This is a genomic window from Brucella rhizosphaerae, from assembly GCF_002252475.1.
GTDB classification, from domain to species: Bacteria; Pseudomonadota; Alphaproteobacteria; order Rhizobiales; family Rhizobiaceae; genus Brucella; species Brucella rhizosphaerae.
The window spans coordinates 23,635-43,359 of the sequence record NZ_NNRK01000030.1 but is presented as its reverse complement, the minus strand read 5'-3'; the positions used below and the strand labels follow the sequence as shown (position 1 = coordinate 43,359).

Sequence of the window (19,725 nt, the reverse complement as noted above, 5' to 3'; positions counted from 1 at the left end):
AAGCGATTCCCGACAGAACTGTCCGGGAGCCACCAAAATTTAAATCTAATCAACCGTCACGCCGGAAAACCGGCTCGTACCGAAGATAGCGGGCTCAAAGCCCTTCACATTCTTGCTGACCGTTGTCAGCGTATCGGCTCCACCGAGAATGACCGCAGGCGCTTCCTCATGGAACCGTTTCTGCGCCTTCTCGTAAAGTTCGATGCGTTTTTCCTTGTCGCTAACACGTCCGGCTTCATTCATCAGGCTGATAAATTCCTTGTCACACCAGGCGCCCACATTGGATGGGCTTGGCTTGCCTTCGGAATCGCAGATGAAATAATTATTGGGAATCTGACTTGGGTCCGGGAAGTCATAAATGCCGCCAAACATAGCAACCGGGGCTTCGCCTGCCCGGGCGCGCTGAACATACTCGCCCCATTCATAGGTCACGATTTCAGCCTTAACGCCAATCTTTGCCCAGTCTGCCTGGATCATTTCTGCCGCGCGACGGCCATTTGGCATGTAGGGTCGGTAAACAGGAACAGCCCATACCTGCGTCGAAAACCCATCTGGATAGCCTGCCTCCTTCAGAAGGTCCCTGGCCTTCTCTGGATTATATTCGTGTGGCGGCAAGTCCTTGGCATGCCCCCATAAGACAGGAGGGATGAGCGCTCCTGTAGCTACACCCATGCCGCTATAGACTGCATCGACAAGCGCTGGCACGTTGATCGCTTCAGCGAGAGCTGTTCGCACGCGCTTGTCCTGAAACTTTTCATCGCGAAAATTGAAATCAATGAACCCGGTCGACGCCACCGGGGTTTGTCTGAGATCAAGTGTGTCACTTTTCTCGATCATCTCGCGATCAGCCAGATTGGGGTAGAGTGCTATCTGACATTCACCCGCCAAAGCACGCTGCAGCCGAACTGATGCATCCGTACTGATTGCCATGATAAGCGCATCGACCATTGGCGTGCGGCTCTTGTCGCCGATAGCTGCACCCCATGTCTCTTTGAACGGTATAAGCCTTACGATAGCATCCTGCTGATAGGCCTGCAGCGCAAAAGGACCGGTCCCAACGGGCTCCATATCAAACGCTTGAGGCGTTCCGGCTTTTAACAAAGTATCCGCGTATTCCGCTGAAGTGATAGCCAGCGATTGGTGCGCCATAATTCCGATAAAAGGGGCCAGCGGCTCCTTCAACGTAAAAGTGACGGTGTAATCATCGATCTTTTTCACTGCTTGCAGAATATCGGCAAGCTTGGTGTTGAACGTGACATAGTTGCCGCCATTTATCTTCGCATAGGGATTGTCCGCCTTCATCATCCGGTCAAATGTGAAGACCACGTCATCAGCGTTGAAATCCCGGCTCGGCGTAAATCCGGCATTGGATTGCCACTTCACGCCTTTGCGAAGTTTAAATGTATAGGACCGTCCGTCGTCCGAAACTGCCCAGCTTTCGGCAAGCGACGGCTCAATATCGGAGCTGGTCGCCTTCACCGATACCAGATTATCGTAAATATTGCCGAGAACGTTGGACGTGGTGCCGTTGCTGCTCAGTTGTGGATTAAATATCTCTGGCGAACCTTCGACGCAGACCGACAAGATACCCGCATGGGCTGTTGTCGAAAGTGTCAAAGCCACAAGGGCCGAACCCAGTGTGGCGGCCAAGGCCGAAGTACGGACCAATGTCATGCTCATTCCCCTTTTTTGGAGCAAATCGCGTCAGCGATCAGTCCGTCTTGTTTTCAAGGAGAAAAGCGAGCCGGGACATAATTGTCAAATATCAAATTATCCTATCATTATAACCAAAACTCATATTGTCGATTCCTGATGAGAGTATCTATATGAACATCCGCCAGCTGGAAGCATTCCACAACACAATCGAAACCGGATCGGTAACACATGCTGCGGAACGAATGCGAATATCGCAGCCAGCCGTCAGCAAGCTGCTGCGCAGTTTCTCGGATGCGTGCGGCTTCCAGCTGTTTGTTCGAACAAACGGACGTCTTACACCGACACTTGAAGCACGTATGCTTGCCACTGAGGTTGCCAAGATGTTTTCAGGCACCGCGCGTGTTGCGCGACTGGCCGATGCTGTACGCAATCAGGAGTGGGGTGAGATAACCCTTGTGGCGCCGCCTGCCCTGACCACCCGGTTTCTGGCCCAATCTCTGGCACCTTTGCTTGCGGATCAGCCCGATATCCATTTTACCATGCGTAGTCTGCCCTCCCCGCGCATTATTGATCTTGTCGCGGCACAGCAAGTCGATATCGGTCTGAGTGTATTGCCCTTCGAAAACCCCAATGTCGAAGCCGAGCGTCTCATACGTTTTGAAATGGTTTGTGTATTGCCTGCAGGTCACCCACTGGCGGACAAAGCCGTCATTGATCTTGAAGACTTGAGCAGCGACCCATTCATCTCTCTGGCTCGCGACGACTGTTCACTGATGACGATTGATCGCGCTTTCCAGATCAAAGGTGTCCAAAAGAAAAACCGCATCGAAGTCCCGCTGTCCGAAACTGCTTGCTGTTTTGTAGCCAGTGGCGTGGGTGTTTCAATCGTTCCCTCTTTTGTCGGTTTGGATTTCGCACCCGATACGCTGATTAGACGACGTATCGTTCCAGAAACAACGATTGATCTCTGGCTTCTTACGCCCAAAAATCACCCAAGATCTCTGGCTGCAAGCAAACTCATCGACTTTCTTCGTCAGGTCATCGCACCGTTCGACGTGCGTCAATAACTGGACGCTGCAGCAGCTATTTCCCCATTATTGAGGCAAAGCTCGGCTGGATGAACCAATCGGGTTCAAAACCGTTGTGATACTCCATGGCACGTTCAAAGGACGGGTTCACTTTGGTTCAGAAAAAAGCGACAGTGCAACGGCAATTACGGGAATCTCTGCCCTATTGGCAGACAACACCGCATATAACGGTCAGAACGAAGACAATTCCATCCAAACGGCACTACGACGTCGTCATTGTTGGCGCGGGCATCAGCGGCGCGCTTGTTGCTCAGGCGCTTGCTGACGGCAAGAGAAGCATCCTAATAATTGACCGTCGAGCACCCGTGCTGGGTAGCAGCATGGCGAGCACTGCCATGATCCAGCACGAAATTGATGTTCCTCTTTTCAAGCTCAGGAAACTCCTCAACCGAGATGCAGCAGAGCGTGTGTGGTTACGTTCCGTAAAATCAGTCAAATCACTCATTTCTCTTGTACGAGAACATAATATTTCATGCCATTTACAGCCCAAAAAGGCTCTGTATCTTGCAGGTGATGAGTATGGAATGCGCGCACTGGCTCGTGAAGCGCAAGCGCGAAACGCGATCGGCATAAGCGCGACTTTTATTGATGCGCGACAATTAAAAGACCAATATCAAGTTGACCGATCTGGTGCGATTGTAAGCGAGGTCTCCGCGTCAGCGAACCCAGCCCAACTCACCGCCGGTATTCTTCGCGCAACTATCAAGCTCGGCGTTGAAATTATTGAGAATTCCGAGATCACGGATTTCGTCAGTCTCTCAGATAAAGTGGCGTTGTCGACTGCAACCGGCTCAATCATCACAGCGTCCAGTGTGGTCTTTTGTACGGGCTATGAATTCCTAAAGGCTGTCGCCAACAAGGATCATCAGATCATCTCGACCTGGGCTTTTGCAAGCGCGAAGCGCGTTCAGCTTCCCGCCTGGCTTGCAAATCACCTCGTGTGGGAGGCATCGGACCCTTATCTTTATTTCCGCACAGCAGATAACGGGCGCCTTATCGCTGGAGGCGAGGATGAAAAAGATGAAAAGGCTTATTTAGACGAGCGCAAACTGGCGCAAAAGAGCACCATAATAGCGCAGAAAGTTGGTGCGCTTATTGGCTGTGATATTGGCACGCCGGAATATCGATGGGCTGCCGCTTTTGGCTCTACCCGACCTGGCATTCCTATGATTGGCTCGGTACCCGGACATTCAAATGTTTATGCGGCAATGGGATATGGTGGAAATGGCATAACATTTAGCAAAATTGCAGCGGAGATTCTATCTGCTCGAATAGGCGGCAAGCTAGACGAGGACGCGGACCTCTTTCCATACCGATGAAGTGCAGCCCATGTATGGTTAAATGAGCAATATTGGATCGCGAACGATCCGCATCCGGCACTTCTTCGCCTAACTATCGCGGAACAATTTCCAGCCTCAACGGTTTCTCAGTTGAGGTGAAAAAATGATTATGAAGGCCACGCGCCCGGTAACGGTCAGAAATGGCACAGAAACTGAGAGATTTACTGACTTCTCCGAGACACAAAGTTTCTGCGGCCAAAAAAAGCTAAAAAAACCCGTAGCACCATTCTTGATTTGGTGGCTTCTGATCGCCGGGGTTGTAGCAATCTGTTATGTTTCCAGTTGACGTCACCCTTGATAAATAAATTTCTCTCCAGAAAAGCAACCTGAGGCGCGCCCTGTTCCTCGTCAATCGGAGCGTATTTGGCTTCGCTCCAAAGGGAGCTAAGGCTTTAGCGGCGAAGACTGTGATCGGAATGCCGCTCGATATATTTACGGCATAGATAGTCGAGTGAATCCCGCGCCTGGGCTTCCGTCAAATTGACTTGCTCGTGCCCTTCCAAAGTCACAGGCTCATTTTTAAAAACGTCGATGACCGACCATGTGCCATCTTTCTCCTCACGGAGATCAAAGCCATTCGCAACCATTCTATCCTCCTTGCCCCACCCATCCTCATCCAGTGCCTGTTAACGCTCAGAACGGCAAAAAGTTCGAAATGACCGCGCAAATGAGAAGATCATTGATGACGTGCTTTTCAACTGTTCATTTAATTTTTAGCTGAAAGATGCCAGTAAGTTGTGAAGCGGCCAAAATCATATAATCTCATTTTTTGATGAATATGTGAACCGCTGCAGCAAAGCACTGCTTGTAATACATTTGGGAGGAGTCGAAGAGCGTGAGTGGTAAAACGGCGGATCGAAGCAGCTCCGATCATGAGACTTCAGAACTTTCCGGAAATAGCAGTGACGCAAATTCTCCTGAATTGGTAGAATGCCAAGCGTTGCTTAACAAAAGTGATTGGCTGAGTAGTCCATTGGGACCAATGGAGAACTGGCATCCGGCTTTATGCGCTGCCATTGAACTGGCTTTGCCTGCTGATGCACAAATTGTCATTTTCTGGGGAGCAGAGTTCGTCGCGCTCTACAATGATGCTTACAGCCTGACAATCGGTAACAAACATCCCCAGGCTTTCGGCCGTCCAGCAATTGAAAACTGGAAAGAGCTCTGGAGTGATCTTGAACCCATGCTTTCCAACGTTCTTAACACGGGTAAAACGTTTTCAGCTCAGAACCGCCCTTTTTATATTGAACGTTACGGTTACCCGGAAACGGTTTATTTTGATCTTTCTTATTCGCCAATCGGCAAGTCAGAAGACGGCGCTCTGGGTGTCCTATGTATCGTAAAAGAGACAACACAGAGGGTCATAGCCCAACGTTTGCTGGCAGAAAATCAAGAAAGACTGGAACTTCTTTTCTCTCAGACTGATGCTGGCATTGCGCTGAGTGATCACTCAGGAAATTTGATCAAAGTTAATCAACGCCTATGTGAAATCACTGGCTACGCTGAAGCAGGAATTCTCGCAATTAATCTGCAAACTATTCTCGCTTACGAGGAACGAACGGAAACTGAAGATTTATTGGAGAAGCTATTTTCGCTGGGTGAGAGTTTCGTACAAACTCACAGATTGATGAGCGGGAATGGTTATATGATTCCTGTAAGTCTTTCAGTCAGTCCTGTACGTGACGCTGCAGGCGCCGTAACGCAAGCGATATGGACCATTCTCGACATCACGGAACAACAGCGCGCTCAAGCGCTCGAAAGCCAGCTGGCAGCAATTGTTGCTTCCTCACATGATGCTATTCTCAGCACAGATCTGGATATGCACATTCTAAGCTGGAACGATGGCGCTGAGCAGCTTTATGGCTATCACGCAGAAGAAATTATCGGGCAAAAGGTTACCGTACTCCTGCCGTCAGACAGAGCAGATGAAGAAAATGGCATTCTGAACAAAATCTCTCTTGGATTACGTGTGGCACCGCACGAAACGGTGCGTCTGCATAAAAATGGCAAGCGTCTTGATGTACAGCTTACCGTATCCCCCGTGAGGGATGGATTGGGCAAAATCATCGGCGCCTCGAAAATTGCGCATGACATTAGCGACAAGAAGAGATCCGAACACCTGCAAAAAGCTATCCTTGGAGAAATGAAGCACCGCATCAAAAACGTTCTTGCCACGGTGCAGGCGCTTGCCAGACAAACGTTTCGCGAGGAATCTCAACAGAGCGCATATGAGGCTTTTGAAGCTCGGCTTGCAGCCATGGCACGGACGCACGACATTCTCACAGCGGATGGCTGGCAAAGCGCGGAACTCCGCCATATTGTAGAACAGGCACTCTTACCTTTCGGCCCAACCCATTTCACCATTGAAGGCCCGGCCATCGTCGTTTCTTCGCGCGCTGCTATGGCATTTTCGCTTGGGCTTCACGAACTTGCCACTAATGCTGCAAAGTATGGTGCACTTTCCGTTCCTGACGGAACAGTGGAGGTGAATTGGAAGATTGAAGATCAACTTTTAGAACTGTTTGAGTTTCACTGGGTTGAAAAAGGCGGTCCGCCTGTAGAAGCTCCACAGCGCAAAGGATTTGGCTCGAAGCTTATTGAAATCGTTCTTGCATCAGAAGTGAATGGAACAGTGAAGATCGACTATAATGTTCATGGATATTCGTGTCTTCTGACTGCGCCAGTCTCGGGTATTTCACCTGACGATTTGTGAGTGCATTTATTCAGGCAGGCATCCTAAAACGATGAAAAATAGTCTGTTATCGCAGCTGGATTCCTTTTGCAGATAACCCGGCCTTAAGCGTGTCTATCATATCATTTCTCGTCTCGGAAAAACTGCGTGACATGGCCCAATATTCAATCCGCAAGGTAATCTTGTCAGCCGAAAGATCATCCGACATAACACGGGGGGCTGGCATACTACACACTCTTTTGTCGGACTGAATAATTTCAGTTATCGCCTGCTTAACTGCCCGAATGTCTGTGTCAGCACCAACACCAATCGAAAGCAACTGACGCCGCTGGGGTTCGCGGCTGAAGTTTGTGATTGGGGTATTCCATAGGGTGGAATTTGGAGCCATCAAGTAAAGACCGTCTTCAGTTTTGAGTTCTGTAGCGAACAAACCGACGTCCGAAACAGTACCTTTGACCGCAGCGGTTTCTATATACTCTCCCACGCGAAATGGACGCAAAACAAGAAGCATAATCCCGGCGGCAATGTTCTGAAGCGTGCCCTGCAAAGCCAGACCAATCGCCAAACCGGCAGCACCAAGTGCCGCAATGATGGATGCGGTCTGTACGCCGAACTGGCCCAATACCATTACCAGGACCAGAACGAGCAGCGCGTAGTGGAGAACCTTCGCGAAAAACCCTGCGAGGGTCTCATCGATCCCACGAACATTCGATAGGCCCCTATAGGCCCAGCGGCTTATCAACCGCGAAATGAGCCAGCCGCCGATGAGCAAAATGATAGCGCCAAGCAACGACATTCCGTACTGAATTGCCAAAGCCCATAATTGACTTATCCCGACGGGAACTGCCGTGAAAGCTTCGGTCATTTTATTTTCCATCTCGTGGCATGCTCCTGAAACCGTTAGATAATAAGAACAAACCACTTCGCTGAAAGATCGTTCCATTGATTGGAAAAACGCTGGTGGTCTGATTCCGAAATTTGCATCCCTCGGTTACAGGCGTTGGACAAATGTCGAAATCAAAAGGACCACTAGCAAGTTTATGAATCGAGTGGACTTTTCGAATTTGCCGTTTGGCACAGCATTTGTATCAGTCGGGATTCAAACGTCAAATTCAATCCACCAGGGCGCAACGCAATTAATTCTGATCACTCATCTCACTTTGATCCTGTGCGCTGCGCAACCAGTCGGCAAGCGAGCGGCGGCTACCGGAACGGCCTCGCATGGCTTTGGCCGCGCACATTGAATTGAGCACTGCCTCTTGTGTGGATTCAGTTGCCGCCCGGAAAAGAGTATCGATGCAGTTTTCGTTGAGTGCTGTAAAGCTGACGATATCACTTGGTTCATCGTGGTCAAATGTTATGGCTGTTGAAAAGCCAACAGCTATGTCCCCACTGCCGTGCCCCCAGAAGGCCCCAAGCCGAGCCAACCCGGCTCCGCAACGCCGCGTGATGCGCTTTAGCTGGCGTTGCTCCAACGGAACATCAGTCGCCAAAACGAGAATGACCGAGCCTTTCTCCGGTTGAGGCTGGGCTTTGGGCGAAGGCATGCGTCCGTCTGGCAACACCAGGTCGCCCGCCCGTCCGAAATTGGTCAGTGCCAATACGCCCAGATGATACGTTTTCCCGTCGAGGTCAAACTGGCGCGAAGATGTGCCAATGCCGCCCTTGAAGCCAAAGCAAGTCATGCCCGTTCCGGCACCGACATTGCCCTGAGCAACCTCGAAATCTGCATTTTGCAGTGCCGAACGCGCATGTTCCTCCGTAACCGCCATTGCCTGAATGTCACTGAGTGGTCCATCATTGCATTCAAGAACAACTGGATTGACAGTGGCTGTTGTGCGGCCAATATCGGGATTGGTTGCGATCGCCTGGCGTATCAATGCATTAGAACAAGTCCCTACACCGAATGTATTTGTAAGAAGAATTGGAGTTTCAAGAGTTCCCAATTCCTCGATCTGCAGGAGACCGGTGCTTTTGCCAAAGCCGTTGATAATATCGCAGGCGGCAAGTACTTTGTGGCGATACATGTTCCCGTCATGCGGGACAATAGCAGTAACGCCTGTATTGATGTCTCCATCGCATAAAGTATGATGACCGACACGCACGCCCGGCACATCGGTAATGGCGTTGCTTGCACCCGTCGGCATGATGCCACAGACGATGCCGAAATCACGTGCCGTATCAGTCATTTTTATCTCCGGTCTCGTCGTGTTCTAAAGGCGTCCAGCTTCTATGATGCGTTTGAGAAATGCCTGCGTACGTTCACCCTGCGGATTGCCGAAAATCTGCGAAGGCGGGCCTTCCTCATAGACTTTACCGTTTTGCAGAAAGCAGACCTTGTCTGCAACCTCGCGGGCAAAGCCCATCTCATGAGTAGCAAGCACCATTGTCATGCCTTTTTTGGCCAAGTCACGCACAATATCAAGCACTTCCGACACAAGCTCGGGATCAAGGGCTGAGGTAATTTCATCCAGAAGCAGAAGTGTCGGGTCCATCAGAAGGGCACGCACAATGGCCACACGTTGCTGCTGACCGCCGGAGAGACGGTCAGGATATTCCTTCGCCTTGTGATCAAGCCCAATACGAGCAAGCAGCGCCAGCCCCTTTTCCTCCGCTGCTTTAAGAGACATGCCCAGAACCCTGGTCGGCGCCAAAGTCACGTTCTCCATAACCGTCATATGAGGAAATAAGTTGTATCCCTGAAAAACGATACCGATCTCGCGACGCAACAAGTCGAGATCGACGCCCGGGCCCGTGACCCGATCCCCATGCAGGCGGATTTCACCCTCGTCGATCGTTTCTAACCGGTTGATGCATCTCAGCAGTGTAGATTTTCCGCAACCTGATGGGCCAATCAGGCAAACCACCTGATGTTCCTCGATGTCGAGAGAAATGCCTGAAAGCACTTCCAGTGCGCCATAACGCTTATAGGCTTTATCAATTTCAATCAGTGCCATGTGTCTGGTCCTTCCTCACAGGCTCGAGCGTGTTTTCCGGCGATCGCGTTCGATCAGACGATCTACGAAACGTGCCTGCGGTATGGTGATCAGGATGAACAAAATGGCGACCGTAGTGACGGCCGAGAGATTGAAGTAGTTGCTGGCGATAATCTTGGACTGGTTGAAAGCGTCGATAGTGCCGATGATTGCAACCAAAGCTGTGTCTTTTTGCAGACTGATGCAATTATTCATAAGCGGAGGGATGATCCCACGCACGGCGAGTGGAATAACGACATAGCGCATCGTGCGTGCATAGGAGAGTCCAAGCGAACGTGCCGCTGCAATCTGGCTTGGGTGCACGCTTTCAATGCCTGCCCGATAAACTTCGGATGTATAGGCACCATAGGTCAACGTGAGTGCGATGATCGCATAGGAAATGGACGACAGGTCCTTGATGATCGGGAGTCCTGTAAGAGGGAGGCCAAAGCCGATCAGATAGATGGTTATGATGGCGGGCAGCCCGCGAAATAAGTCGCAATAGAATGTTGCAAGGACGCGGATAGGTCTGCCTGCATTGCCGGGCAGCGTTCGTGCAATGGCTATGACCAATGCCCACACCAGGATCAACAGGGCCGCGACGAAGAAAATTACGATATTCGTGCCGAATGCTTTCAGTACAGTGCCCGCGGATTTTACGATCAGGTTTACGTCAAAAAACGTGCGACTAACCGCAGCATCGTTGACGATCAGAAACCATGCGCCCGCGCAGATGATCAGCAATGCAACGGCATAGGAGATTACCTGCCAGGACATATCCGATGCCTGCGCACCCAATGCCCGTCCGTGGTATATATCAGCGCTGGTTCCGGCATTGCCGGATAATTGCACGGCACGCCAGGCGAACCAAAGAACGCCAAGCGGAGCGAAAAGAATGGCTACGCTGACCGCAACAACCGGCGTCGATGACCAACCCTGGCTGATTGTATAGCTTGCAACGCTGTAGGCTGTCTGTGCCATAGTCAGGAAAGTGAAAAGCGAAAAGGCGAACGCAAACAGAGATCGCCTGCCATGGGTGCGGACCTTGTTGCGGTCGCGCCATTGCTGGGCGCGTTGCGCGCTGGCTTCAGGTGCCAGGTGGGACATGATTTTACTCTCGATGAAACAGGCCTGCTTCTCCGCTTGTCTGCCGCTTGATGCGATGGACGAAGCAAAGGCACTCACATGACCAGGGTCGTATTCGAATATGGGTCAGGCTGCGACCATGATGCGTGATCGCAGCCCGAAGACCTTCAGATTATGGTTTCCACAAAGGAATCTTATCTGGTGATGTACCCCATGATGGTAGCAGATAAGCTTCTTCCAGCTTCTTGAGCGTGCCGTCTTTGTGCATGTCTTCGATCAGCTGATCAATGATCTTACCGTTTGGCGAACCCTTCGGATAAATGCCTGCCGTCTCACCGCTCGACTTATATTTTCCCACCACGGCGAGCCTGCCATCAGAGTTGTGCGCCTGCCCAAGTGTGATCGACAGATCCGTCATAACGGCATCCACCTTGCCTGCGGCAAGTGCTGTAAACATCGACGCGGTATCGTCAAATACATCAAGGCTTGCGACCTTGAGTGTGTCCTGTGCGAAAGGAACGAGTGTAGTCCCTGCCTGTGTGCCCACCCTGACCGTTTTGATGTCCTGTTCGGACACTGGCTTGTCAGCACGCGCTGCGACGCCGTAGCCTGAATTCATATAAGGTGCAGAAAAATCTACAACTTTCTTGCGTGGTTCTGTAACAGAAATCAGTGCCAGCGCGATGTCATAATCCCTGTTCTGTCCGGCAACGATGGAGTCAAATGAAGCATTGACGAGCTTCACCTTATCGAGGCCCAGACGATGTGCAATATTGACCGCCATGCAGAACTCATAGCCATCTTTGATTGTTTCGGGTGTGTCACCATTGAACTGCCCCACTGCAGGCAGATTGATGATCACTGTGAACTGGTCGGCTACTGCCGGATCAATTTTGGATGAGCCTTTTTCGCCAATCAGTGGACAGTCGCCATAACCCTCAGTGGCCGCTGATGCCACTCCGGCATAAGCCATGATGGAAGCACTTGCGAAAAGTGCTCCGTAAGCGGTTTGTTTGAAAAGTTTTTTTATTGTCATGTTCCCCTCTTTTTATCCTTTGATTGAAGGTTACGGTTGAAAAACTGGCTCGCTACCGGTGCGTGCGAGATCCATGTAGACTTCCTGTAGGCGACGTGTAATCGGGCCCGGCTTACCGTCTGCGAGCGTATGATCTTCGATGCCAATAATGGGCGTGACAAAGCTCGAAGCGCTCGTCAGAAAGGCTTCTTTCGCACTCTTTGCCTCAGCGACAGTGAAAAGGCGTTCATCGATGCTGAGGTTCTGCTCTTTGGCGATCTGCAGAACCGCCCTGCGAGTGCAACCAGGCAAAATTGCATGCGAATTTGGCCGCGTGACCAGCACATTGTCATGAGTAATAATAAAAGCTGTCGAAGAGCCTCCTTCGGTGACGAAGCCATCCTCGACCAGCCAAACCTCATGGTAGCCCTTTGCTTTAGCCTGTTTCTTGGCAAGCACCTGAGCCAGAAGCATGACCGTTTTGATATCGCGACGCGCCCAACGCGTGTCGGGGGTAATGTCAACGCGCACGCCGTTGAGAACCGAGGGCGAATTGGCCAGGTTTTTCGCCTGCGTGAGCATGACAAAGTTAGGCTTCATGTCGTCGGCATATGCGAAGTCGCGCTCGGCCTCTCCACGCGTCACCTGCATATAGACAACGCCTTCGTGCAACGCATTACGGCGGATGAGCTCTGCCTGAGCCTCACGAATGTTTTCCAGCGGTGCAGGAAGAGGAATACCTATTTCCTTCACTGATCGTTCAAGACGCGCGAGATGCAGATCATTATCGACCAAACGTCCATCGAGAACGGCACTTACTTCATAAATGCCATCACCAAAAAGAAAGCCGCGATCAAAAACCGAAACCTTCGCTTCGCTCTCCTCTACGAAGGCTCCGTTCAAATAAATTACCCTGGTCAAAACACGCCCTCGGACATTTCAATTTTGTTGAAATGGAGGGTAGGTAAAAAGCTTTTGGCAGACCAATGCTATGTTTTGCAATCACTATGCAAAAATTGCATAAGGGGTTTGAGCGTTGAGAGATCGCTCTGAGGCTTTTCGCTAAAAGAGCGGTAGAGCCACAACTCAAAGTGCTGGATGGGCCGGGAATGGAACTGAAATGGCTGGAAGACTTTATCGCGCTTGCAAATACTTCGAGCTTTTCGCGCGCCGCTGATACACGTCATGTTACGCAATCGGCATTCTCGCGTCGTATCAAACAGCTCGAACTCTGGTTGGGTGTGACGCTTGTTAATCGAGCGATCTTTCCGGCAGAGCTTACAAAGGAAGGTAGGAGCTTTCTGCCTGTTGCGCAGGATACAGTTCGGCAGTTTTACCAGACACGCAAGGCGCTCCAGCCAAATCGTGAAGTTAAAAACCCGCTCATAACCTTTTCTGCTCTACACACACTGACTGTTACGTTCTTTCCACAATGGCTCAAGCAGATGGACAGGGAGCTTGGCGGCATACGTTCGCGGCTCAGTCCAGACCGTGGTGGGTTTGAAGACAACATCGCCACGCTCACAGAAGGTGAGGTTGATTTCCTTCTAACCTATGCACATCCATCAGTTCCGATACTCATCGATCCCCAGCACTTCCCGTCAATTGTGTTGGGTACAGAACGATTGATACCTGTTTCGCGCCCCACAGAGGCCGGACCTGTGCTGGATCATGCAATCGGCACCGACGAGGCATTGCCTTATCTGAGTTATGGCGATTTTTCGTTCTTCGGCGCTGCACTCTCACAGAAATTTGCTTCTGGCCCCAGTTTCAAACGACAAGTTGTGCACGAAAATACAATCTCCATCGGTCTGAAGGCTATGGCATTGGCGGGCTGGGGAATGGCGTGGCTACCCGAGAGCCTGATTTCTGAAGAGATGAGCCGCGGAGAACTAGTGCGCGCTTCATTGGATTCCTATTGGGACTTGATGGTAGAAATCCGCATCTACCGTCACGATACTCCGCTTCAAAATCACGTTGAAAACTTTTGGAGACTTCTTCAGAAAAAAGATAAAGTTACGTCAGAAACACCTACAGGACATTTCTAATGTTCTCCTGAACAAACTTCTGTACCCGCTATGATCAGGACCTTGCCGCCCACTCACAACCGCGCAGCGTTGATCCTGTTTTAGTGTTTGAGTATGAACTCTGCGGCCTTTTCGGCAATCATGATTACAGGAGAGTTTGTATTGCCGGAAACAATCGTTGGCATGATGGAAGCATCGACAACACGCAATCCATTAACCCCATGTACCCGCAAATTATCATCAACAACCGAGCGGTCATCACTCCCCATTTTACAGGTTCCAACTGGGTGGAAGATCGTTGTTGCGATGTCGCCCGCGCGTTGGATCAGTTCGTCATCACTTTGATATTGCTCGCCGGGAAGCATTTCCTGCGGTTGGTATTTTTCAAGCGTTTTCGTTGCCATGAGATTGCGGGCATGACGGATGGATCGTGCCGCGATGAGCCTGTCACCAACGGTTGAAAGGTAGTTCGGCTGGATATGCGGTGCATGTCCAACATCTGACCCAGCAATATGAACTGTCCCGCGACTTTCAGGACGCAAGTTACAAACGGAAACGGTAACGGCAGGATAGCGATGCAATGGTTCACCAAGACGGTCTGTACTGAGCGGCTGCACGTGATATTCAAGGTCTGGTGTTGCCAGCGAGGGATCGCTTTTTGCAAAAATTCCAAGCTGGCTTGGTGCCATTGAAAGCGGCCCCGAACGGCTAAAAGCATATTCCAGCCCCATGCCTGCGCGTTTGAAAAGATTGTGATAAAGCTGGTTTAGCGTCTTGGCACCCTCGATGCGGAAGACGGTTCTGATTTGCAAATGATCCTGTAAATTTTCGCCAACACCAGATAATTCATGTTGTAGCTGGATATCAGCATTCTTGAGAATGTCTGGATTGCCAATGCCAGATAGTTCAAGGATTTTGGGCGAATTGATCGCTCCGGCAGACAGGATGATTTCTCCTGCCGCTGTCGCAACACATGAAACTCCATTCTGACGGAAGTGAATACGGGTTGCGCGCTTGCCCTCAAATTCCAGTCGTTCAACCTCGGCTTCAGTTAGCACGCGTAAATTAGGTCTTTTCATTGCCGGTCGAAGAAATGCCTTGGTCGTATTCCAGCGTACGCCGCCCTTTTGATTGACCTCAAAATATCCGGAGCCTTCATTGTCGCCAGAGTTAAAATCATCCGTTTTCGGAAGCCCCATTTCTTCAGCGGCATCGCGGAATGCATCCAGAATAGGCCATGAAACTCGCTGCTTCTCTACCCGCCATTCGCCACCTGCGCGATGCAAAGGCGTGTTCCCGCGATAATTGTCTTCTGATTTCAGAAAGTATGGGAGCACATCATCCCAGCCCCAACCTGTATTGCCCGCTTGTCGCCAACCATCATAATCAGCAGCCTGACCACGCATATAAATCATACCGTTGATCGACGAGCAGCCGCCCAGCACTTTGCCGCGTGGATAGGCAAGCGAGCGACCATTAAGGCCCGCTTCGGCTTGTGTTTTCATCATCCAATCGGTGCGGGGATTGCCCATACAGTAAAGATAGCCGATTGGGATATGTATCCAATGATAGCGATCATTCTTGCCGGCCTCCAGCAATAGCACGCGGTTTTTAGGATTGGCTGACAGACGGTTGGCTAGCACGCAGCCTGCTGATCCGGCGCCGACGATGATAAAATCATAAATGCCTTCATCCTTCGGCGATTGATTGACGCTGTTGTTCACGCCGCTGCCTCCGAAACTACGTCTTCAACCGCGGCCATGCGCTTCCAAATCGGTGCCATTGCATCGGCAATATCGCGGTAAAGCTGATAACGGCGGGCATAATGCGTTTTCTGCAATACGTTCGGATGATACTGACGGTCACTGCGAACCATCTCATTTGCACCGGCTTCAAAGTCAGCAAAAATCCCGACAGCCGTGCCCGCAGCGATAGCCACTCCCAGCGCTCCGGTCTGATGAGATCGAGCCACAGTAACTGGAACACCCAACACATCGGCAAAAATTTGTGGCCAGAGCAGACTGCGCGAGCCACCACCAGAAATCACGGCTTCGTTAAACTCCACACCCGCAGCTCGTAATGTTTCAATATGCTGTCGATGACCAAAAGCTACGCCTTCAAGCAATGCGCGGATCATATGGCCTTTTGTATGCCATCCGGCCACACCGTAAAAGCCAGCTCGTGCATTGCCGTTTTGTTGTGCCCCATAGAGAAACGGATGGTAGATCGGGTCATTGGTAGCAGGCTCAATCGCGGCCGCTAACTCACAACAGACATCAAACGGTGAGCGCTGGTCTGGTTGCTCATCGTGGAAGAACTCGCGCACCAGCCATTCCAAATTTGCAGCCGATGTGGCGCTGGATTCAATCGCCATAAATCGCTCATGGTCAAAGGTAGAAGACATGAAGACCGGGTTTTTGAGGTTTGGAGTGTCAGTAATGACCTGATTGATGCTCCATGTGCCAACGATAATCGAAGCCGCATTGGTGCGTGTCACCCCTGAACCAATAGCTGATGCAACCACATCAAAAAGCCCACTGATAACCGGTGTTCCAACGGCGAGTCCGGTTTGTTCCGCAGCGTCTTCTGTGATCGTTCCCGCGATATCTGCGCTTTCAATAAGCGGTGGCAGCAAATGCATGCAATCGCCAAGGCCATATGCACTCATTAAATTATGGTCAGACTGACGGTTGGCAACATTCAACAACCCGCAACCAGCCATATCGGACATTTCACTAACGCGGCTACCGGTCAGACGATTGACGATGAAATCTTTGCAGAGAAAGACTGTGCCGATTTTAGCGAATATCTCCGGACGATAGCGTTTGACCCAAGCGAGCAGCGTTGGGGTCTGCGATGGCCAAGGCTTCTGGAGAGAAATCGGATAGGTTAGATCACCCACCTTGCTTGATTGCCATTCCTCCACCAGATCGGCAGCCCGCGTATCGAGTGATTGAATGGCAAGCAATGGCTCGCCATCACTGTCAAGCGTGTAAAGCCCATTGCCATGGCCAGCGCAACCAATTGCGGCGATCTGTTCTGGCTGTATTCCGGCATTGTGGATTGCTTGTTTAATCACAGCCCGGGCATTTGCCCAAAGCTCTGTGAGGCCGCGCTCCACATGGCCGGGATGTGGCATACGGCTATGTCCTTCCTCCGCAACGGATGCAATTTCATTGCCTTGCAGATCAAAGATAACAGCTTTGATAACGGTATTGCCGGCATCCAGCCCTAAAAGATACTCTCCCAAACCAAACCCCTCCCAAGGTTTCTGTTCTTATTTTAGCCTTGCTGGTAGAGAGCATAGGCATCCTCACCATTTGCATCATCATGGATGATGGCCATCAAACCGCGTACCACTGCGGCCGGATTTTTATGCTGGTAGATATTGCGCCCGTAAACCATACCGACAGCACCCTGCTGCATCAAAGCTGCTGACTTTTCAAACACGGCACGCAAATCTTCTTTGCCACCACCACGCACCAAAACCGGACACCGCGCTGCTTCCACCACACGATGAAAGTCTTCCGCATTGGTGGTTGGATCAGCCTTGATGATATCCGCCCCCATTTCGCGTGCAAGCCTTGTTAGCGTAACAATTTTATCGGCATCGCCATCAACCATATACCCGCCGCGCTCGGTCACCGGCTGCATAACAAGCGGCTCGATCATCAATGGCATACCGTATTTATCGCAATCAGCACGCACCCGTGCAATATTCTGCACACATTGGCGGAAAAGATCAGGTTCATCCGGCACCATAAAAAGATTGACCACTACGCACGCGGCATCCATTTTGATGGCGCCGATCAGAGGTTCAGCTTCATTTTGCAAGACCGCCCACATGGCGCGGTGGCGAATATGGTTATAAGGATTTCCCATATCTATCCGCATGACCAGTGCAGGTTTGTCTTTGCCTTGCACATCCTGCAATAGATCAGCCTGACCGTAATTCATCTGAATGGCATCGGGTGCAGCGCTAACCAGAGCCTTGACTATCGCCTCCATATTTTCGAGGCCGCCCAAAAAGGATGGTTCGTTGCAGACACCATGATCAATGGCCACATCAAGGCAGCGTCCGCCACCAAAAAGACGGTTCATCCGTACTTTAGAATTACTACGCATGATGTACTCCCTGTTTATTCCTGTCGTTGGGACTATCGAGGCCAACACTATGGCGCTCATTGAGAAGTGTGAGAAAGCGGCTGCGCTCGGCAGCTTTGTGAGGCGTTGACCAGTGCTTTTCTTGCGCCAGTAAATCGAGCGCGGCATCTGTCATGTTGAGGGATAGCTGCCCGCTGATGGCCAATGTGGTGCGGCGTAACAAAAGATCGTCGAGATGTTCAACAGCTTCATTTCGGATCAGGTAGCGCAGCTCACGTACCGAATAATCGGCACATGGCAGCGCCTCATCCGGCACTTGCGCTATGAACGTGGCTATGGCTTTAGCATCAGTGCCATAGCGTTGGAAAAGCTCTTCTATCCGCGATTGTGGCAGACCTGTTGTGGCTAATACTTGGTCAATCCATGCATCTGGATTCACAGGATAATTACGTCCGCCACCAATGGCACGGTCAGTTGTTACCACATGGCGCGATTTTTTGAGACGTTGCAAAATCAGGTCAGCCGCCAATTCGCCGAAAGAGCGGAATGTTGTCCATTTACCGCCGATCATGCACAACACCGGTGGATTGCCCTCTGTAGGTTCAATAAAAGTGCAGTAATGCTCGCGTGGAATACGGCCGGTGAAATTATCTTTACTGGCGGGGAGTGGTCTCACACCGGAAAATTGGAACACAATATCCTGTGGTTTGATTTTGATATCCGGAAGCACAAATGCCAGTGATTGCAGAATATAGTCCCGCTCATCAGGCCCACATATGGCATCTTCAGGATTATCAATGCGGATATCTGTAGAGCCAACCAATACCTTGCCGAGATAAGGAAACAGAATGCAAATGCGTCCGTCTTCATTCTCGTAATAAAGCATGTGTTCGCCAAGTGCTTCACGCAGTGCATCATTATCAATAATCAGGTGCGAGCCTTTTGTGCCGCCCATCAGAGGTGCCGTATGTGAAACTTCCGGCAGCAGGTTTTGATTGGCAATATCAATCCAGCCGCCGGTTGCATTGATAATCACAGTTGGCTCTATTGGAGTTAGAGTACCAGCGATGTGGTCTTGTACCGCAAGGCCGCCAGTTTTTTGCAGTTTCAACTCAGCATAATTCAGCGCCCGCGCATTCTCACCAGTTGATAGACCATCCTGCAACACCTCAAACCCAATGCGTTCCGGCTGTTTAACCCACGCATCATAGTAAGTGGCAGAACTTTTGACCGCCGGATTAAGTGCCGGCCATTTTGCAAGTGTTGCCTGCCGCCCGCGAAAATGATGCTTTGGCATAAGTGCGCGTTTGCGCGTCAAAAAATCATAAATACTCAATCCGGCTTTAACGACAATGGCACCACGACGGCTCGGTCTGCGGCTAAGCCCTAGAAACCGCACAACACTATTCGCAAGTCCTGAAAAGACACCAAACACCGGAACTGTGGTTGGCAGCGGGTGTACCAGATGCGGCGCATTGCGCAGCAACCGGTCACGCTCAACCAGAGATTCCCTAACCAGACTGAACTCACCATTTTCGAGATATCGCAAGCCGCCATGCACCATCCGTGACAGAGCAGCACTCGCACCTGAGCAATAATCATGCTTCTCAACAAGCAGAACTGAGAGCCCTTGCAGCGTCAACTCACGGAAAACGCTTATCCCGTTAATGCCGCCGCCAACAACGCACACGTCCACCTTCGGACTTTCACGAAGTCCGTTCAATATCTCTTCACGGGTCATG

16 protein-coding genes are annotated in these 19,725 nt (G+C 50.9%); 4 read left to right on the top strand and 12 right to left on the bottom strand.

Annotated features, from left to right (window positions below):
- Positions 1 to 45: 45 nt before the first annotated feature.
- Positions 46 to 1,674, bottom strand: a complete 1,629-nt coding sequence (locus CEV32_RS15005) for an ABC transporter substrate-binding protein (protein ID WP_094577938.1) — start codon at positions 1,672 to 1,674, stop codon at positions 46 to 48.
- Positions 1,675 to 1,826: 152 nt separating this feature from the next.
- On the opposite strand from CEV32_RS15005, the gene CEV32_RS15000 reads away from it, so the two are divergent.
- On the top strand, positions 1,827 to 2,723 hold the full coding sequence (locus tag CEV32_RS15000) for a LysR substrate-binding domain-containing protein (RefSeq protein WP_094577937.1): 897 nt from the start codon (positions 1,827 to 1,829) through the stop codon (positions 2,721 to 2,723).
- Positions 2,724 to 2,809: 86 nt separating this feature from the next.
- The gene (locus tag CEV32_RS14995; RefSeq protein WP_374883585.1) at positions 2,810 to 4,063 is read left to right on the top strand and encodes an NAD(P)/FAD-dependent oxidoreductase; all 1,254 of its coding nucleotides are present in this window, start codon (positions 2,810 to 2,812) and stop codon (positions 4,061 to 4,063) included.
- A 413-nt stretch (positions 4,064 to 4,476) separates the two neighbouring features.
- Here the strand turns inward: CEV32_RS14995 and CEV32_RS14990 are convergent, their stop codons facing one another.
- Positions 4,477 to 4,671, bottom strand: a complete 195-nt coding sequence (locus tag CEV32_RS14990) for a hypothetical protein (RefSeq protein ID WP_094577936.1) — start codon at positions 4,669 to 4,671, stop codon at positions 4,477 to 4,479.
- 248 nt (positions 4,672 to 4,919) lie between these two features.
- Here CEV32_RS14990 and CEV32_RS14985 point away from each other — a divergent pair, with 248 nt between their 5' ends.
- Positions 4,920 to 6,797 (top strand): sensor histidine kinase, encoded by a 1,878-nt coding sequence (locus CEV32_RS14985; protein WP_235818832.1) that lies wholly within the window; start codon positions 4,920 to 4,922, stop codon positions 6,795 to 6,797.
- Between the two features lie 46 nt (positions 6,798 to 6,843).
- Here CEV32_RS14985 and CEV32_RS14980 read toward each other — a convergent pair whose 3' ends face one another.
- The 6 genes from CEV32_RS14980 to CEV32_RS14955 form a co-directional block, all read right to left on the bottom strand.
- Complete coding sequence (locus CEV32_RS14980) at positions 6,844 to 7,653, bottom strand: mechanosensitive ion channel family protein (protein WP_094577934.1); 810 nt, start codon at positions 7,651 to 7,653, stop codon at positions 6,844 to 6,846.
- 259 nt (positions 7,654 to 7,912) lie between these two features.
- Complete coding sequence (locus CEV32_RS14975; protein WP_094577933.1) at positions 7,913 to 8,965, bottom strand: DmpA family aminopeptidase; 1,053 nt, start codon at positions 8,963 to 8,965, stop codon at positions 7,913 to 7,915.
- A 24-nt stretch (positions 8,966 to 8,989) separates the two neighbouring features.
- On the bottom strand, positions 8,990 to 9,733 hold the full coding sequence (locus CEV32_RS14970) for an amino acid ABC transporter ATP-binding protein (protein ID WP_094577932.1): 744 nt from the start codon (positions 9,731 to 9,733) through the stop codon (positions 8,990 to 8,992).
- 15 nt (positions 9,734 to 9,748) lie between these two features.
- Positions 9,749 to 10,858: an amino acid ABC transporter permease gene (locus CEV32_RS14965; protein ID WP_094577931.1), complete on the bottom strand. Its 1,110-nt coding sequence runs from the start codon at positions 10,856 to 10,858 to the stop codon at positions 9,749 to 9,751.
- A 151-nt stretch (positions 10,859 to 11,009) separates the two neighbouring features.
- A complete protein-coding gene (locus CEV32_RS14960) occupies positions 11,010 to 11,873 on the bottom strand; it encodes an ABC transporter substrate-binding protein (RefSeq protein WP_094577930.1) in 864 nt (287 codons plus the stop codon).
- A 30-nt stretch (positions 11,874 to 11,903) separates the two neighbouring features.
- The gene (locus tag CEV32_RS14955) at positions 11,904 to 12,755 is read right to left on the bottom strand and encodes a D-amino-acid transaminase (RefSeq protein WP_094577929.1); all 852 of its coding nucleotides are present in this window, start codon (positions 12,753 to 12,755) and stop codon (positions 11,904 to 11,906) included.
- A gap of 206 nt (positions 12,756 to 12,961) precedes the next feature.
- Here CEV32_RS14955 and CEV32_RS14950 point away from each other — a divergent pair, with 206 nt between their 5' ends.
- On the top strand, positions 12,962 to 13,900 hold the full coding sequence (locus CEV32_RS14950) for a LysR family transcriptional regulator (protein ID WP_094577928.1): 939 nt from the start codon (positions 12,962 to 12,964) through the stop codon (positions 13,898 to 13,900).
- An 80-nt stretch (positions 13,901 to 13,980) separates the two neighbouring features.
- On the opposite strand, the gene CEV32_RS14945 is transcribed toward CEV32_RS14950, so the two are convergent.
- From CEV32_RS14945 to CEV32_RS14930, 4 genes are read right to left on the bottom strand one after another with little or no spacing between them, the layout of a single operon-like run.
- The gene (locus tag CEV32_RS14945; protein WP_094577927.1) at positions 13,981 to 15,603 is read right to left on the bottom strand and encodes a GMC family oxidoreductase; all 1,623 of its coding nucleotides are present in this window, start codon (positions 15,601 to 15,603) and stop codon (positions 13,981 to 13,983) included.
- The gene (locus CEV32_RS14940; RefSeq protein ID WP_094577926.1) at positions 15,600 to 17,129 is read right to left on the bottom strand and encodes an FGGY-family carbohydrate kinase; all 1,530 of its coding nucleotides are present in this window, start codon (positions 17,127 to 17,129) and stop codon (positions 15,600 to 15,602) included. Before CEV32_RS14940 ends, CEV32_RS14945 begins: the two co-directional genes overlap by 4 nt.
- Before the next feature lie 32 nt (positions 17,130 to 17,161).
- Positions 17,162 to 18,004: a class I fructose-bisphosphate aldolase gene (locus CEV32_RS14935; RefSeq protein WP_094577925.1), complete on the bottom strand. Its 843-nt coding sequence runs from the start codon at positions 18,002 to 18,004 to the stop codon at positions 17,162 to 17,164.
- Positions 17,997 to 19,724, bottom strand: a complete 1,728-nt coding sequence (locus CEV32_RS14930) for a glycerol-3-phosphate dehydrogenase/oxidase (protein ID WP_094577924.1) — start codon at positions 19,722 to 19,724, stop codon at positions 17,997 to 17,999. Before CEV32_RS14930 ends, CEV32_RS14935 begins: the two co-directional genes overlap by 8 nt.
- Position 19,725 lies beyond the last annotated feature (1 nt).